The organism is Streptomyces sp. NPDC007095, assembly GCF_040634475.1.
Taxonomy (GTDB): Bacteria; Actinomycetota; Actinomycetes; order Streptomycetales; family Streptomycetaceae; genus Streptomyces.
This window is the reverse complement of record NZ_JBEYFS010000149.1, coordinates 14,042-30,516: the sequence shown is the minus strand read 5'-3', so window position 1 is coordinate 30,516 and position 16,475 is coordinate 14,042. Positions and strand designations below refer to the sequence as shown.

At 67.4% G+C, this 16,475-nt stretch carries 7 protein-coding genes and 2 pseudogenes; 8 read left to right on the top strand and 1 reads right to left on the bottom strand.

Features of this window, described 5'->3' with window-relative positions; genetic code table 11:
• Positions 1–1,011 precede the first annotated feature (1,011 nt).
• From ABZ656_RS38285 to ABZ656_RS38275, 3 genes and pseudogenes are all read left to right on the top strand, one after another.
• Positions 1,012–1,245 (top strand): annotated as a pseudogene (locus tag ABZ656_RS38285) (cellulose binding domain-containing protein); the annotation flags it as partial.
• Positions 1,246–1,617: 372 nt separating this feature from the next.
• Positions 1,618–4,890, top strand: a complete 3,273-nt coding sequence (locus tag ABZ656_RS38280) for a GH92 family glycosyl hydrolase (RefSeq protein WP_360274470.1) — start codon at positions 1,618–1,620, stop codon at positions 4,888–4,890.
• A 224-nt stretch (positions 4,891–5,114) separates the two neighbouring features.
• Positions 5,115–5,807, top strand: a pseudogene (locus tag ABZ656_RS38275) (SDR family oxidoreductase); the annotation flags it as partial.
• Positions 5,808–5,874: 67 nt separating this feature from the next.
• Here ABZ656_RS38275 and ABZ656_RS38270 read toward each other — a convergent pair.
• Positions 5,875–9,636, bottom strand: coding sequence for a GH92 family glycosyl hydrolase (locus ABZ656_RS38270; RefSeq protein WP_360274467.1), 3,762 nt, complete (start codon positions 9,634–9,636; stop codon positions 5,875–5,877).
• A gap of 550 nt (positions 9,637–10,186) precedes the next feature.
• Here ABZ656_RS38270 and ngcE point away from each other — a divergent pair.
• The 5 genes from ngcE (at position 10,187) to ABZ656_RS38245 (ending at position 16,459) form a co-directional block, all read left to right on the top strand.
• Complete coding sequence (ngcE, locus tag ABZ656_RS38265) at positions 10,187–11,638, top strand: N-acetylglucosamine/diacetylchitobiose ABC transporter substrate-binding protein (RefSeq protein WP_054234022.1); 1,452 nt, start codon at positions 10,187–10,189, stop codon at positions 11,636–11,638.
• 59 nt (positions 11,639–11,697) lie between these two features.
• Positions 11,698–12,621 carry a sugar ABC transporter permease gene (locus ABZ656_RS38260; RefSeq protein WP_067375431.1) on the top strand — a complete coding sequence of 308 codons (924 nt, stop codon included), beginning with the start codon at positions 11,698–11,700 and terminating at the stop codon, positions 12,619–12,621.
• A 1-nt stretch (position 12,622) separates the two neighbouring features.
• Positions 12,623–13,543 (top strand): carbohydrate ABC transporter permease, encoded by a 921-nt coding sequence (locus ABZ656_RS38255; RefSeq protein ID WP_101401500.1) that lies wholly within the window; start codon positions 12,623–12,625, stop codon positions 13,541–13,543.
• Between the two features lie 482 nt (positions 13,544–14,025).
• Complete coding sequence (locus ABZ656_RS38250; protein ID WP_101401501.1) at positions 14,026–15,225, top strand: ROK family transcriptional regulator; 1,200 nt, start codon at positions 14,026–14,028, stop codon at positions 15,223–15,225.
• Positions 15,226–15,358: 133 nt separating this feature from the next.
• Complete coding sequence (locus ABZ656_RS38245; protein WP_101401502.1) at positions 15,359–16,459, top strand: substrate-binding domain-containing protein; 1,101 nt, start codon at positions 15,359–15,361, stop codon at positions 16,457–16,459.
• Positions 16,460–16,475: the final 16 nt, after the last annotated feature.

The following is a 16,475-nucleotide window of genomic DNA, read 5'->3' as shown; positions in this document are numbered from 1 at the left end:
ACGAGGGCCTGTGCCCGGCACTCCGAGAGCACGCACCTGACGCCGCAGGGCCCGCCCTCCGGGCGGACGACGGGAATTTGACGACAGGACCTAGGCGACCTGTGCTGCCTGTGCGGCCTGTGCGTGAGCCATGAAGGTCAACGAAATTGTTGACACTCACTTCGATGGCGACATACGTTCGCAAGCGCTGGATCAGGCATCGGGTCAAGGTGTGCGCCAAGTGCGGGTGACGGAACAGCGGCCCGCCCCGGCGCCCGGAAGGGAGCGGTTCGTTGTCGTCGACCGGGCCCTCCCTCCGTTGCACTCCAGGTTCGCCTCAGGCTGCTCCCCCGGAGTCGTGTGCGCCCAGCCATCCGTCCCGGACGTGCCCACGGCGAAGGGATCCGGCGACGATGACCGAGCTCGACACCGGGGGCACCGGGGAGCGCGCGGCAATGGAGCCGCAGTCGGAGACGGGCAGTTCGGGCGGGGCAGCGGCGCGACCCAGAAGCACGTCCACTCCGTCATCCGCACACCCGACGGCAACGACTACGGGAGGGAGCTTCTTCGGCAGCACTATCTGACGTCACCCCGCCATCGGTGACATGACCGACTCAGGTGGTTTCTCAGTCATAGGAAAATCGGTACCTGAGTGGTTTCTCGGTCATAGCGAGGGCCGCACCCGTTGTCAGGGGGTGCGGCCCTCGTGCATGAAGCGCTTACATGTGAAGCGCCTACACGTGAAGCGTTTACAGCGGTGGTTGTGCGCGCTAACGTCCGGATGAGGTGGGAGCGCTCCCATGTGGCGGACCGGAACCCGCCGGGACTCGCTCCCACCTCACCTCACATTCCCGCGACATCGAGCGAAGGGTCTGTTCGTCATACTCGAAGCTGTCGTGAACCTGACACAGTTCGATTATCGCGACGTTCCCGCCGCCGGGCCCTCCTCCTCGTCCTGCTCGCCGTCCTCGCCGTCGTCCCCGCCCTCGGCCTGGTCGTCACGGCCGGCGGAAGGGCGGCAGCGCACGGCACTCCCATGAGGGAGACGTGCCGATGCTCGGCTGGATGGTCGACTGGACCCTGCCGGGCGGGCGGTCGGTCGTCAGCCTCTGGAACGGCGACGCGACCTATGGCGGTCAGGACGTGATGGTGCACAACGCCGACCGGAACGGTGCGCTGGATCCCGGGAAGAGCGCGGCCTTCGGGTATGCCGTCTCGGGTTCCGGCGGTGATCCCGCGACCGCGCTTCCCTGCCGGGTGGGTTGACCGGCTCTGGGCGGACCGGGTGGGTGGTGTGGAACTCACCCGGTCCGCGAGCCCGGGCGGGCGAGGGGGGTGCTGCCCGGGTCGGGGGTCCCCTGCTCGAGCGTAGTCGAGAGCTTTGGGGAGCGTGGCTTGTGGCGACCGAGGTGTGCGACAACGTTGTCTGATGGTCTGTGCATGACTCTACCGCCTCAACCGACAACGATGTCAAGCAAGTTGAGAGGTCAGTGGGGGCGCGTTGTGCCATAGGGGTGTGCGCCGAGCGTGTCCGTGGGCCGCACGCGGTCTTCCGTGGTACCCGTGGCGCACGTTACTGTCCCTGCGGCTTGTGCGACCTGTGGTGCGCGACCCGTCCGAAGGAGGAGGGGCCGCGTCATGCGTTTCCGTCCGTCATCAGTCCTGCTCGCCGTCGCCCTGGCGGCCGCCGGGATCACCCCCGCGGCAGCCGCCACCACCGCACCACCGGACCTTGTCCGTGACCCCACCACCTACGTCGACCCGCTCATCGGCACCAAGAACGGCGGAAACGTCTTCCCCGGCGCCGTCGTGCCCTTCGGCATGCTCTCCTGGAGCCCCGAGAACACCCGCGGCGACGCCACCCGTACGGCCGCGCCCGGCGGGTATCAGTACGACGCCACCCGTATCAGGGGCTTCAGCCTCACCCACATGTCCGGCACGGGCTGTGCGGGCGGCAGCGGCGACATCCCCTTCTTCCCGTACGCCGGCGAGGTCAAGTCATCCCCGGCGAGCGACACCAAGGACGAGGTGTACGCGGCCGGCTTCGCGCACACCGACGAGACCGCCGAGCCCGGCCACTACAAGGTCGGCCTCGCCTCCGGCGTCACCGCCGACCTCACCGCGACCGCGCGCACCGGCTCGGGCCGCTTCACCTTCCCCGCCGACAAGCCCGCCTCACTGCTGGTGCGCAGCGCGAACTCCGAGGTCGGTTCGACCGATTCGACCCTGAAGATCGACCCGGCGACCCGTACCGTCTCCGGGTCCGTCACCTCCGGGAACTTCTGCGGCTACCTCGACCCCGAGGGCCAACGCGCCTACTACACGCTCTACTTCACCGCCCGTTTCGACCGCGACTTCAAGTCGACCGGCACCTGGCAGGACGACAGGCTGAGCCCGGGGTCCACGGAGGCGAGCGGCGGCACCGGCGGCTTCGCGAGCGGTGGCCGTCCCGTCTCGGGCAAGGGCGCGGGCGGCTATGTGGAGTTCGAGCCCGGCACCGACCCCGTGAACGTCAAGGTCGGCATCTCGTACGTCAGCCAGGCGGGCGCCGCCGCCAACCTCGCGGCCGAGAACCCGCCGTCCCGCTCCTTCGCCTCGGTCCAGGACGCCGCCCACCGCGCCTGGCGCGACCAGCTCGGCGCCATCAGGGTCGGCGGCGGCAGCGACACCGACCGCACCACCTTCTACACCGCGCTCTACCACGCCCTTCTGCACCCGAACGTCATCAGTGACGCCGACCGCAGATACCGGGGTCCCGACGACAAGGTCCATGTCGTCGCGCGCGGCCACCGGGCCCAGTACGGCACCTTCTCCGGCTGGGACGTCTACCGCTCCCAGGTCCAGCTGCTGACCCTGCTCAGCCCGGACACCGGCTCCGACATCGCGCAGTCGCTGCTCGAACTCGCCCGGCAGAACGGCGGCGTCTGGGACCGCTGGCTGCACGGCGCGAGCGGCACCCACGTCATGAACGGCGACCCGTCCCCGACCGCGCTCGCCGGCATCCGGGCCTTCGGCGGCACCGACTTCGACCTGCGCGGCGCGCTGGACTCGCTGGTCGAGGCGGCGACCGTGCCGACCGAGGGCGACCTCTCCTCCTCGGGCAAGCCGGTCCTGTCCGTAGGACAGCGGCCGTCGCTGGACAAGTACCTCAAGCAGCACTACATGCCGTCCGTGTCCAACGCCTGGGGCGGCGCCGCCGAGACCCTCGAGATGTCCGGCGCCGACTTCGCGCTCTCCCAACTCGCCACGGCGGCGGGGAAGAAGCAGACGGCCGCCGACTTCGCCCGGCGCTCCCAGTGGTGGCAGAACAACTTCAACATCGCGGCCGACCCGAGCGGTGGCTACGTCGCGGGCCGCAAGGCGGACGGCAGCTGGGTCACCGGCTTCACCCCGGCGACCGGCAACGGATTCGTGGAGGGTACGGCTGCCCAGTACACCTGGATGGTGCAGCACAACCCGGCCGGGCTCTTCGCCGCGATGGGCGGCCGGGACAAGGCACTCGACCGTCTCGACGCCTTCTTCCACAACGCCGACGGCAGCTGGGCCTTCTCGGGCAGCGGCGGCGACAAGTCGGAGCTGGACAACGAGCCGTCGATCAACGTGCCCTACCTGTACGCCTACGCGGGCGCGCCCTACAAGACGCAGGAGACCGTCCGCGCCGCGATGAACGGGCTGTGGTCCTCCCAGCCGGGCGGCATCCCCGGGAACGACGACCTCGGGGAGATGTCGTCCTGGTACGTCTTCTCCGCGCTCGGCATGTATCCGCAGGTTCCTTCCCGCGCCGAACTCGTCCTCGCCTCACCGCTGTTCACGCGGGTGGAGATCAACCGGCCCGGCGGCAACGACATCGAGATCCGGGCGAACGGCGCCGCCGCGGACGCCCCGTACGTGCAGTCGCTGAAGGTGGACGGCCGTACCAGCGACCGCCCTTGGCTGCCCGCCTCCTTCGTCCGCGACGGCGGCACGCTCGACTACACCCTCTCCGGTACCCCGAACCGCACCTGGGGCAGTGACCCGGCGGCCGCCCCGCCGTCCTTCCGTGAGGGCGAGCGGCCGTACCAGATCGGTGTCGGCCCGACCACGGCGACGCTCGCACCCGGCGGCAGCACGAAGCTCGACATCCGTGCCCTCGCGCTGAGCGGCGGCACCGGCCCCGAGGTCCGCTTCAAGGTGGACACCCCGGCCGGAGTGACCGCGACCCCCGCCGAGGGCACCGTGACCGACGGCGCCCAGGAGATCACCCTGTCCGCCGGTGACACCGCCCAGCAGGGCTTCTACGACGTCAAGGTCACCGTGACGTCGGCCGCCACCTCGTACGAACAGCCGGTCGCCCTGACCGTCGCGGCGCCCGGCTCTCTCCTGGCCGCCTACAACAACACCGGTGTCTCCGACGACACCGGTGACCACGACGAGGCCGACTACGACGGCGGCGGCTGGAGCTACTCCCGTCAGGCCCTCGCCGCCGGAGGCCTGACCCCCGGCACCCAGGGCACCGTGGACGGCCTCACCTACACCTGGCCCGACTCGCCCACCGGCCGCCCCGACAACGCCTCGGCGACCGCCCAGACCATCGAACTCGCCCACCCGGCCGACCGGTTGTCCTTCATCGGCAGCGCGGTCAACGGCAACCAGCAGACCCATGCGACCGTCACCTACACCGACGGCAGCACGGACTCCGTCGACCTCTCCTTCACCGACTGGACCGTCGGCGGCGGAGGCGGCACCGTCCAGTACGGCAACGAGATCGTCGCCAGGACCGCGTACCGCAATGTCGCGGGCGCCGACAAGGACCCGGTGGCGACGTACGTCTTCGCCACCAAGCCCTTCCAGGCCCCGTCCGGCAGGACCGTCAGGAGCGTCAAGCTGCCGGACAACGCCGACCTGCACGTGTTCACCCTCGCGGTGAGCTGAGACCTTCGCAGGAGGGCCGGTCCTGTCGCTCGTCAGCGGGGGCAGGGCCGGCCCGCGCGGGCGGACGCGTCGGCCGGGGTGCTGATGCCGTCGAGCTTGTCCCGGGTCCGGGCGAGGCCGCTGATCCGCACACGTACTTGCCTCTGACGTCAAGGCCAGGTTTTGGCGTAGCCCGCGAACGGCCCGATACGGAGTCCTCACGGGAGTCAGCATGAAGATCCACGGGTTCCACCGCCCTCGTCACCGGTGCCAATCGCGGCATCGGCCGTCACTTCGCCCTGCAGTCGCTGGAGCGGGGCGCGGCGAAGGTCCACGCGACGGCGCGCACCCCCGAACCCGGGGACCTCCCCGGTGCGGAGGTGCTGCGGCTGGACATCACCGACCCGGCGTCGGCCGAAGCCGCGGCGGCCGCGCAGGACGTCACTCTGCTGGTCGACAACGCGGGCAGCAACACGTACGCGAACCTCGTGACCGGCGACCTCGACGCGATCCGCACGGAGATGGACACGCACTTCTACGGGACGCTGGACATGATCCGCGCCTTCGCTCCGATGCCGGCCGCGGGCGGCGGTGGGGCCGTCCTCAACGTCCTGTCGGCCATGTCCTGGTTCTCCTACGACTACTCCAACGCCTACGGTGCCGCGAAGGCCGCCGAACGGAGTCTGACCAACGCCGTCCGCCTCGAACTGCACGGCCAGGGGACCCAGGTCACCGGCCTGCACCTGGGATCCGCCGACACCGACATGACGGCGCACTACGAGGGCGGGAAGTCCGACCCCGCGGACGTCGTCCGTGCCGCGCTCGATGTTGTGGAGGCCGGCCGTTTCGAGGTCCTGGCCGACGAGTGGAGCGCCGGCATCAAGGGCTCCCTCGCCGGCGACCCGGGCGAGTTCCACACGCTGCCCCAGGCCGGCTGAGCCCGGGCCGCACAGCAGGGCGGGCGCGGAGAGTGATCTGCGCGCCCGCCCCGCCCACGTGAGGGTGTCAGCCCAGCAGTTCCACCTCCGCGAGCGTCGCCTCGCTGTCGAGGACCAGGCGGTAGTGCGTGTACGAGCCCGGATGCGCGACCGAGAACACCCGGGTCTGCTTGTCCCAGGTGAAGGACTCGCCGGAGCGCTTGTCGAGGTCGGTCCACGTGGTGCCGTCGGATGAGCCCTGCAGGACCCAGCCGCCCGGCGCCCTGGTGCGGTCCGAGGACGAGGTCAGGGTGTACTGAACTCCCCTCGCCGCGGCGGACGTCGGCAGGTCGACCGAGGTGACCGTGGCGTCCGTCGCCGAGGTGTTGTCGAAGAGCGCGCCGTCACCCTTGAGGACGTCCGCACGGGGCGTGGGCACCTTGTCGTCCTCGGTGATCGACACGGGCGCCGCGTCCTTGCCCGTGCCCCACGACGACGGCTCGGAGCCCATGTCGAACTCCAGCACACCACCACGGGAGATGAGCGAGTGGGGGAGCGAAGTCGACGTCCAGCGCTCGCCGTTGAACTTCACGCCCTGCACGTACACGTTCTTCGCGCTGTTCTTCGGCGCCTTGACGACCAGGTCCTTGCCGTTCTCCAGGTGGACGGTCACCTTGGTGAACAGCGGGGAGCCGATGGCGTATTCGCCGCTTCCCATCACCAGCGGGTAGAAGCCGAGCGAGGAGAAGAGGTACCAGGCGGACTGCTCGCCGTTGTCCTCGTCGCCGTGGTAGCCCTGCCCGATCTCGCTGCCGGTGTAGAGACGGGAGAGGACCTCGCGGACGTTCTTCTGCGTCTTCCAGGGCTGACCCGCCGCGTCGTACATGTAGTTCACGTGGTGGGCCACCTGGTTGGAGTGCCCGTACATGCCCATGCGTACGTCACGGGCCTCGGTCATCTCATGGATGACCCCACCGTAGGAGCCCACGAAGTCCGGCGAGGCCGTCTCGGGGGTGGCGAAGTACGCGTCGAGCTTCTGGGCCAGCCCGCTCCGGCCGCCGTACAGGTTGGCGAGGCCCCGTGAGTCCTGCGGCGCGGTGAAGGCGTACCCCCATCCGTTGGTCTCGGTGTAGTCGTAGCCCCACACACGCGGGTCGTACTTCGAGGAGTCGAGGCGCCAGTTGCCCTGTGCGTCGCGGCCCTGGAAGAACCCGGCCTTCGAGTCGAAGAGGTTCACATAGTCCTGGGCCCGGTTGAGGAAGTACGCGGACTCCTCCTTGTAGCGCTTCTTGCCGGTCTTCCTGTAGAGGGCCTGGCCCATCTCGGCGATGCCGTAGTCGTTGACGTATCCCTCCATGGCCCACGACAGGCCCTCGCCGGTGTCGGTGCTGGTGTAGCCGAGGAAGGGGGAGGTCGACATGCCCTTGCGGCCCACGCCGGAGGCCGGCGGGACGACGGTGGCGTTCTTGAGGGCGGCGTCGTACGCCGCCTCCGCGTCGAAGTTCACGCCCTTGACGTACGCGTCCGCGAACGCCACGTCCGAGGAGGTGCCGGTCATCAGGTCCGCGTATCCGGGGGAGGACCAGCGCGAGGTCCATCCTCCGTCCTTGTACTGCTGCACGAAACCGTCGACCATCTCGCCCGCCTGAGAGGGCGTCAGGAAGGAGTACGCCGGCCAGGTCGTCCGATAGGTGTCCCAGAAGCCGTTGTTGACGTACACCTTGCCGTCGACGATCTTCGCCCCGGTGTGGGTGGGGGTGTCAGGGCCGGGCATCGCGGAGAAAGGCGAGGCGTACTGGTACTTCGAACCGACCTTCTCGAAGCCTGAGTTGGGGTACAGGTACAGCCGGTACATGCTGGAGTACAGCGTGGTCAGCTGGTCCGGTGTCGCGCCCTCGACCTCGACCTTGCCGAACAGCTTGTCCCACGTCTTGCGCGCCCGCTCCTTGACCGTCCCGAACGACGTGCCGTCGGGGATCTCCTGGCGCAGGTTGTCCTTGGCCTGGTCGATGCTGATGAGGGAGGTCGCCAGGCGCAGGGTGACCGTGTGGTCGGCGCCGGGCTTGAACTTCAGGTACCCCTTGACGCCGGACGAGCCGCCGTCCGTCACCGGCGCGTCGAACACCCCGTAGACGAAGAGCCGGGTCGCACCCGTCGACAGCCCGGACTTCACGTCCGAGTAACCGGTGACGATCCCGTTGTCCTTGTCCAGCGTGAGGCCCGCCTGCTCGGTCACGTTGTCGAAGAGCACGCTCGCGTCCTCACCCGGATAGGTGAAGCGCAGGGCCGCCGCGTGGTCGGTGGGCGCCATCTCCGCCCTGAGACCGTTCTCGAAGGTCACCCCGTAGTAGTACGGGCGGGCGGTCTCGTTCTCGTGCCGGAAGGCGAGCGCGCGGGCGGTGCGGCCGGTGTCGGGGGTGCCTGAGGCGGCCGAGGGCATCACCTGGAAGGTCTGCCGGTCACCCATCCAGGGGCTCGGCTCGTGGCTCGCGCTGAACGCCTGGATGGTCGGCAGGTTGTCCGCGTTGTTGGCGCGTGCGTAGTCGTACAGCCAGCTCAGCGAGCCCGCGTTGGTGACCGGCGTCCAGAAGTTGAAGCCGTGGGGGAGGGCCGTCGCCGGGAAGTCGTTGCCGCGTGAGAAGCCGCCGCTGGAGTTGGTGCCGCGGGTCGTCAGCGCGTAGTCGGCCAGATGCGCCTTGGGCTTCTCGGGGGCCGCGGTCTTCAGTGCCACGTCGTCGAGCCAGCCGCGGAACCTCGCAGGGCCCTGGGGGGAGTCGTACGCGAGGAGTATCCGGTCGACGGTCTTCCCGGCCGCGACCGAACCGATCCGCGAGGCGACGTTGTTCCACTGGTTGACGTACAGCACCTTGGCCGCGCCCTGCCCCTGCGGCGTCAGCGTGAACCCGTGCTGGTCGACCGCGTTCAGGTCACTCAGATAGGTGCCGTCCGTGAACGCCAGGTCCACCGCCACGTTCGTGGCGTCGTAGTCCCGGTCACCGTCCGCCATCGACGGGAAGATCCGGTACGACAGCTCGGTGTCGCGTCCGACGCCCACGTTGACGTCGAAGACCTTGTTGTACGAGTACGCCCGGCCGTCCGCCTTGTGCGTACCGGCGTAGCGCAGGGCCCGCTTGCCCGTGAAGCCCGCGCCGGCCTTCGCGGTGGGGGAGCCGCTCGGGCCCCGGTCCACCAGCGAGAGCATGTCCTTGGGTGTCGGGTCGTCGCTCTGGCCCGTCGAGAACTGGACGTCGGCGAGCTGGAGGATGTCGCCGCCGTTGTTCTTGGTGACGTCGAGCCGGAAGTGCTCGTACTCGACGGGGCTCGCGATGTCGTACGACTTCGTCTGGAACCGCTCGCCGAAGGACTCACCGGAACGGCTGTCGAGGCTCTTCCAGTCCTTGCCGTCCGTGGAGCCCTGGAGGGTCCAGTCCTGGGGGTCGCGCTCGTCGTGGTCGTTGGCCGACGTCAGCGCGTACGTGACGACCTTGACCGGGGCGTCGAAGTCGAACTCCGCCCAGCCGGTCGGCTCGAAGGTCAGCCACTTGGTGCTCGACTCGCCGTCGACGAGGTTCTCCTTCACCTCGCCCGCGCCGGTGTTCTCGCCGCTCGCGCTGACGTCCGTGACGTGGTCGGTGACATTGCCCGGGATGCCGGTGCTGTAGCCGCCGTCGACGCCCGACGCGCGCTTTGCCCCGTCTGCTCCGGTGTCCACCGTGTTGAGCCAGGTCGGTGCCGGATCGCCTGATTCGAACGAGGATGCGAACTCGCGATCGGTGGACGCCGTTTGGGCCGGAAGGGCAATCGCCGTGCCCTGCGAGGCCACTACCAGAGAAAGCGCTACCACCCCCATTATCGTTGAGGAACTCCATCTGAGCCGAGCCGAAGAACTCCGTCTGTACCGAGCTCTGTGCTGCATGCGCGAGCACCCTCCCTGGCCCTGGACAACGTTGTCAGATTTGCTGCGCAAGGACCAGTAGGGAGTCAAGTTGTCAGTGGTGTCAAGGGTGTTGGGTGTGGTGTCCGGGGTGAATATCGTGCGACGAGCTGCGCATTACTCCCATGGTGGGAGATTGGTGCCCTGTCGATCTTCCCCAGGGGAAGTCGCGGACGCCCCATATTTCCGCGAGGTCTCAACTCGGAAAAGACCCGCGGGTAAACCCGCTTTCGATCTTGCTCCGTTGACGGGAAGTGGACTATACCTGTCGGCACCCGCCCAGCCGATCGACGGCCGCGGGCAGGCACGTCCCGGGGGGAATCGGGCGTCGGCGGCCAGTGTGACGGGCAGGGATCGCCGCGTTGACCGACTGAATCCCTCACGCACGACCCCAGCTTGACCTAACCGCGGTGCCGGGGAGGATCCGGTTCACCGCCTGAGTCCTGGAGAAGGCGAGGACTTGAGCATGGGATCCACTTCCGCCGAGAACAGCAACACCGAGGGTGTCGGACGCCGCGACCTGATCAAGCGGTCCGCGGCGCTCGGCCTGATTTCCGTACCGACGATGAGCTTTTTGTCCGCTTGCGCGAGCAGCGACAGCGGTTCCGGTGACAAGGCCAAGGCCGGCAAGAAGACCACGAAGAACCCGCTGGGCGTCAACGAGACGGCCCCGCTCGCTGTCGTCATCTTCGACGGCGGATTCGGTACGAAGTACGCGACCGACGCCAACGCCCAGTACAAGACGGCCTACCCGAAGGCCAAGGTCGACTTCCATGCGACCCAGAAGATCCAGTCCGAACTGCAGCCCAAGTTCAACGGCGGCACCCCGCCGGACCTGATCGACAACTCCGGTGCCCAGCAGATGGACATGGGCGTGCTCGTCGGCAAGAAGCAGCTCACCGACCTGACTCCGCTCCTCGACGCGCCGTCCATCGACGACCCGTCGAAGAAGGTCCGCGACACGCTGCGCCCTGGCATCGTCGAGATGGGCCAGTTCGACGGCGCGCCGGTCTGGATCATGTACTACGCCTACACCGTCTACGGCGTCTGGTACTCGCAGACCGCCCTCGACAAGCTCGACGCGACGTACCCCGAGACCTGGGACGCGATGCTCGCGCTGTGCGAGAAGGCGAAGAAGAAGGGCATGGCCGGCTGGACGTACGCGGGCAAGTACCCGTACTACCTGCCGTTCTCGCTCTACCCCTTCATCGCCAAGATCGGTGGCCGTGAGGTTCTCGACAAGATCGACAACCTGGAGCCCAACGCCTGGAAGGACCCGGCCGTCAAGTCCGCGTTCGAGGCGTACTACGAGCTCTACAAGAAGGGTTACATCCTCCAGGGCACCCCGGGCATCGACCACATCCAGTCGCAGACCGCCTGGGCCAAGGGCAAGGCGCTCTTCATCCCGAACGGTTCCTGGGTGGAGAACGAGTCCGCGAACGTCATCCCGAAGGACTTCAACCTGGCCGTCAGCGGCCCGACCGGCCTGGACAGCTCCGACAAGATGCCGTTCGGCACCATCTGGGCCTCCGGCGGCGAGCCGTTCATCGTGCCGGCCAAGGCGAACAACCCCGAGGGCGGCATGGAGCAGCTGCGCATCATGCTCAGCGAGGCCTCGTCGAAGAACTTCACCAGCCAGGTGAAGTCGCTGACCGCCTACAACGGCGGCACCGACGGCATCACGCTGACGCCGGGCCTCAAGTCCGGTGTCGCGGCCCTGGAGAAGGCCGGGACCAACGTGGTCAACCCGCGGCTCCAGGACTGGTACGTGAAGCTTCAGAAGGAGCAGATCGGTGTCGCCGGTCTCGGCGAGATGATGGCTGGGCGGCTGACCCCGGCCGAGGCCATCAAGAAGATCCAGGGCTACGCGGACGCGGCGGCCAAGGACCAGTCCATCAAGCACTACAAGCACCAGTAGCGGCGCGTGTCCACGCGTCGCCGGCGGCGGCATCCGCGAAACGATCGGGGTCGGTAACCATGCAACACGGCAAGTACCGGTTCATTGTGGGGTTTTTGGTGGCCCCCTTGGCGTTGTACGCGATCTTCGTGATCTGGCCCTTCGTCCAGGCCATCTACTACTCGTTCACGGACTGGACCGGTCTGAGCCCCGACTTCAAGATGGTCGGTTTCGCCAACTACACCAGAATGCTGCACGACGACATCTTCTGGAAGTCGTTGCAGCACAGCCTGTTGTTCGCGTTGCTGCTGCCGCTGGTGACGCTGGGCCTCGCGCTCTTCTTCGCCTTCATGCTCAATGTCGGTGGGCGGCGCCGAAAAGGCGCCGCCATCACCGGAGTGCGCGGTTCGGGATTCTACAAAATCGCCTATTTCTTCCCACAGGTGCTGTCGATCGCGATCGTCTCCCTGCTTTTCCAATTCGCCTACAACCCCAACGACGGCGTCATCAACGGGACGCTGAAGGCCATCGGCCTCGGCAGCGTCCAGCCGGACTGGCTGGGCGACCCGAACCTCGCCCTGTGGTGTGTGATGGCGGTGCTGCTGTGGAGCACGGTCGGGTTCTTCGTCGTGCTGTTCTCGGCGGGCATGGCGTCGATTCCGAAGGACTTCTACGAGGCCGCGCTGCTCGACGGCGCGAGCCGCGCCACCACCTTCTTCAAGATCACCCTTCCGCTGCTCTGGGACACCGTGCAGTCGGGCTGGGTGTACATGGGGATCCTGGCGCTCGGCGCCGAGGCGTTCGCCGCCGTGCAGATCATGACCGTGGGCCCCGGCGGCCCCGACTACTCGACCACGGTCCTTCCGCTGTACGTGTACCAATCGGCGTTCCGTGACGCGAACGCCGCCTACGCCACCACGATCGGTGTCGCGCTCCTCATCGTCACGCTGCTGTTCGCGGCGATCGTGATGCGACTGGGCCGGCGCGAGCGGTTGGAGTTCTAACATGAAGACCACTGACATCCCGCCGCCCGCGGAACCGGTCGAGGACCGTCCTCAGGCGGTGAAGGAGAAGGCGCCGCCGGAAAAGGCGAAGAGCAGTGAGGGCGGCATTCTCAACGCCTTCTCGCACGGCATTCTCATCATCTGGGCGATCATGGTCGTGCTGCCCCTGCTGTGGGCGGTGATGACGTCTTTCAAGGACGACGACTCCATTTTCAGCTCGCCCTGGTCGCTGCCGGACAAACTGCACTTCGACAACTGGTCACGCGCGTGGTCGCAGGCGCACATGAGCGACTACTTCGGCAACACGCTCATCGTGGTGGGATTCTCGCTGGCCGGTACGCTCGTGCTCGGCTCGATGGCGGCGTACGTCCTCGCCCGATTCGAGTTCCCGGGCAACCGTTTCATCTACTTCCTCTTCGTCGGAGGAATGAGTTTCCCGATCATGCTGGCCCTGGTGCCGTTGTTCTACGTCCTGAACAACATGAGTCTGCTGAACACGCTGCCGGGTCTGATCCTCGTCTACATCGCCTACTCGCTGCCGTTCACGGTCTTCTTCCTGACCTCGTTCTTCAGGACGCTGCCGACCTCGATCGCCGAGGCGGCGTTCGTCGACGGCGCCTCGCACACCCGGACCTTCTTCCAGATCATGCTGCCGATGGCCAAGCCGGGTCTGGTCAGCGTCGGGATCTTCAACTTCCTGGGTCAGTGGAACCAGTACATGCTCCCGACGGTGCTGAACACCGATCCCGACAAGAAGGTCCTCTCCCAGGGCCTCGTCGAGCTGGCGACCAGCCAGGGCTACAAGGGCGACTGGTCGGGCCTCTTCGCGGGCCTGGTGATGGCCATGCTCCCCGTGCTGGCCGCGTACATCATCTTCCAGCGACAGGTGGTACAGGGGCTGACGGCGGGGGCTCTCAAGTAGGCCGAGTGAGGTGACGGCCAAAGCCGTCGAACGCCGAGAGCTCCCCGGAGTGCGTAATCCCCTCCGAAAGTATGTGATCCCCTCCGAATGATACGGAGGGGATCACGCGTACTCGGTCCCGCACATTCGGCTCCACATATCCGGTCCCGGCTGCTCGGTCCCGCCTATTCGGTCCCGCATTTCCCCGGTCCCCCCAAACGGCTCAACCGGCACGAAGGGGTTCCGCGGGAGCCATGCCCGGCGGGGCGGCGTCGTGGTCTTGATCTTGTAGGCCGGGGGGCGGTGACAACTTGTAATCAGTCGGGGTGTGACCTGGGCCATAGAGGGATCTACGCCACAGTCTGTCCCGCACACGTGTGCTCATCCGCGCCGGATGCAGCTCAACCTCTTGACGGGAGGTAACCCAAACAGCTCAGCTTAGAGTTCACTAGTTGGACATAGGCGGGGCCTCATCGTGGCGGCCTCGTACGCGGGAGGTCGTCGTGGAGACTCCGGGGTCGCAGTCGTCGCTGCACCGAGCCAATCTGGAGCGCGTCGTACGTGCGGTGCGCCTTGCCGGTTCGCTCACGCAAGCGGAGATCGCGAGGACGACGGGCCTCTCCGCCGCGACCGTTTCCAATATCGTCCGGGAGCTCAAGGACGGCGGAACGGTCGAGGTCACCCCCACTTCGGCGGGTGGCCGCAGGGCTCGCAGCGTGTCCCTGAGCGGTGACGCCGGCATCGTCATCGGCGTCGACTTCGGCCATACGCATCTGCGCGTCGCGGTCGGGAACCTCGCCCACCAGGTGCTGGCCGAGGAGTCCGAGCCGCTGGACGTGGACGCGAGCGCCGCACAGGGCTTCGACCGGGCGGAAGAGCTGGTCAGCCGCCTGATCGCGGCGACCGGGGTGGACCGGTCCAAGATCGCGGGGGTGGGGCTCGGCGTGCCCGGTCCCATCGACGTGGAGTCGGGGACCCTGGGGTCCACCGCGATCCTGCCGGGCTGGACCGGCGCGAAGCCCGCCGAGGAGCTGCGGGGGCGGCTCGGCGTGCCCGTGTACGTGGACAACGACGCCAACCTGGGTGCGCTCGGCGAGCTGGTCTGGGGCAGTGGGCGCGGGGTCAAGGACCTGGCCTACATCAAGGTCGCGAGCGGTGTCGGCGCCGGACTGGTGATCGACGGCAAGATCTACCGCGGACCCGGTGGCACTGCGGGTGAAATCGGGCACATCACTCTTGATGAATCCGGGCCCGTCTGCCGCTGTGGCAATCGGGGCTGCCTGGAGACCTTTGCGGCGGCGCGCTATGTGCTGCCGCTTCTGCAGTCCAGTCACGGCACGGACCTGACCATGGAAGGCGTCGTCAGGCTGGCCCGCGAGGGCGATCCGGGCTGCCGTCGGGTGATCGCCGACGTCGGCCGTCATATCGGGAGCGGGGTCGCGAATCTCTGCAACCTGCTGAACCCGAGTCGGGTGGTTCTCGGCGGCGACCTCGCCGAGGCCGGTGAGCTCGTTCTCGGACCCATCAGGGAGTCGGTCGGCCGGTATGCGATCCCCAGTGCCGCACGTCAACTCTCGGTGCTGCCAGGGGCACTTGGCGGTCGCGCGGAGGTTCTCGGGGCCCTCGCTCTCGCGCTCAGCGAGATGGGTGATTCGACCCTTTTGGACGGATCGCTGTCTGCGGCCACCCCTGCCTTCACTTAGAGAACGCATGGCACCGTTGCCATCTCGTTAAGTATTTACTTCTTGACGTCGCACGCGTGGCCGAGTTGACTTCCAGCCACCTCGGCCGCAACGACGCGGCCTCGTCAGGGAGGTTTCAAGAGTGAACACGCGTATGCGTCGTGCCGCGTTTGCCGTTGCCGCTGGTGCGATGGCCGTTTCGCTGGCTGCTTGTGGCAGTGCCAAGGAGTCCGGTGGCAGCAAGAGCGACAGCTCCAGCTCCGCCAAGAAGGGCGACGCGATCAAGGTCGGCCTGCTCCTTCCCGAGAACCAGACCGCGCGTTACGAGAAGTTCGACAAGCCCTTGATCGAGAAGAAGGTCCAGGAGCTGACGAACGGCAAGGGCACGGTCCAGTACGCCAACGCCAAGCAGGACGCCACCACGCAGGCCCAGCAGGTCGAGACGATGATCACCGACAAGGTGGACGTCCTGATCGTCGACGCTGTGGACTCCGCGGCCATCAAGAACTCGGTCCAGAAGGCAAAGGACGCCGGCATCCCCGTCGTCGCCTACGACCGTCTCGCGCAGGGTCCGATCAGCGGCTACACGTCGTTCGACAACACGACCGTCGGCAAGACCCAGGGTGAGGCCCTCCTCACCGCGCTCGGCTCCAAGGCCAAGTCCGGCAAGATCGTGATGATGAACGGGTCGTCCACCGACCCGAACGCCGCCCAGTTCAAGGCCGGTGCCCACTCCGTGCTCGACGGCAAGGTGAACGTCGGCAAGGAGTACGACACCAAGGACTGGAAGCCGGAGAACGCCAACGCCAACATGGAGGGCGCCATCTCCGCCCTCGGCAAGAAGAACATCGTCGGCGTCTACTCCGCCAACGACGGCATGGCCGGCGGTATCATCACCGCCCTGAAGGCCGCGGGCATCTCCGTCCCGGTCACCGGCCAGGACGCCGAGCTCGCGGGTGTGCAGCGCATCATCACCGGTGAGCAGTACATGAGCGTCTACAAGCCCTACCCGCAGGAGGCGAACGCCGTCGCCGAGATGGCCGTCGCGATCGCTCAGGGCAAGTCGCTCGACTCCATCGCCAAGGACAAGGTCGACAGCCCGACCGACAAGGCGATCCCCTCGGTCATCGTCCCGGTCGTCTCGCTGACCAAGGCCAACATCAAGGACACCGTCCTCAAGGACGGCATCTACACGGTGAGCGACATCTGCACGAGCGCCTACAAGGCCAAGTGCGACGCGCTCGGCATCAAGTAGTCCGAGCAACTGAAGT

Excerpts from the sequence above, each read along its gene's own strand:
- ABZ656_RS38280 (WP_360274470.1), top strand. The coding sequence starts at position 1,618 with ATGCGTTTCCGTCCGTCATCAGTCCTGCTCGCCGTCGCCCTGGCGGCC.
- ABZ656_RS38270 (WP_360274467.1), bottom strand. The coding sequence starts at position 9,636 with ATGGGGGTGGTAGCGCTTTCTCTGGTAGTGGCCTCGCAGGGCACGGCG.
- ngcE (WP_054234022.1), top strand. The coding sequence starts at position 10,187 with ATGGGATCCACTTCCGCCGAGAACAGCAACACCGAGGGTGTCGGACGC.
- ABZ656_RS38260 (WP_067375431.1), top strand. The coding sequence starts at position 11,698 with ATGCAACACGGCAAGTACCGGTTCATTGTGGGGTTTTTGGTGGCCCCC.
- ABZ656_RS38255 (WP_101401500.1), top strand. The coding sequence starts at position 12,623 with ATGAAGACCACTGACATCCCGCCGCCCGCGGAACCGGTCGAGGACCGT.
- ABZ656_RS38245 (WP_101401502.1), top strand. The coding sequence starts at position 15,359 with ATGCGTCGTGCCGCGTTTGCCGTTGCCGCTGGTGCGATGGCCGTTTCG.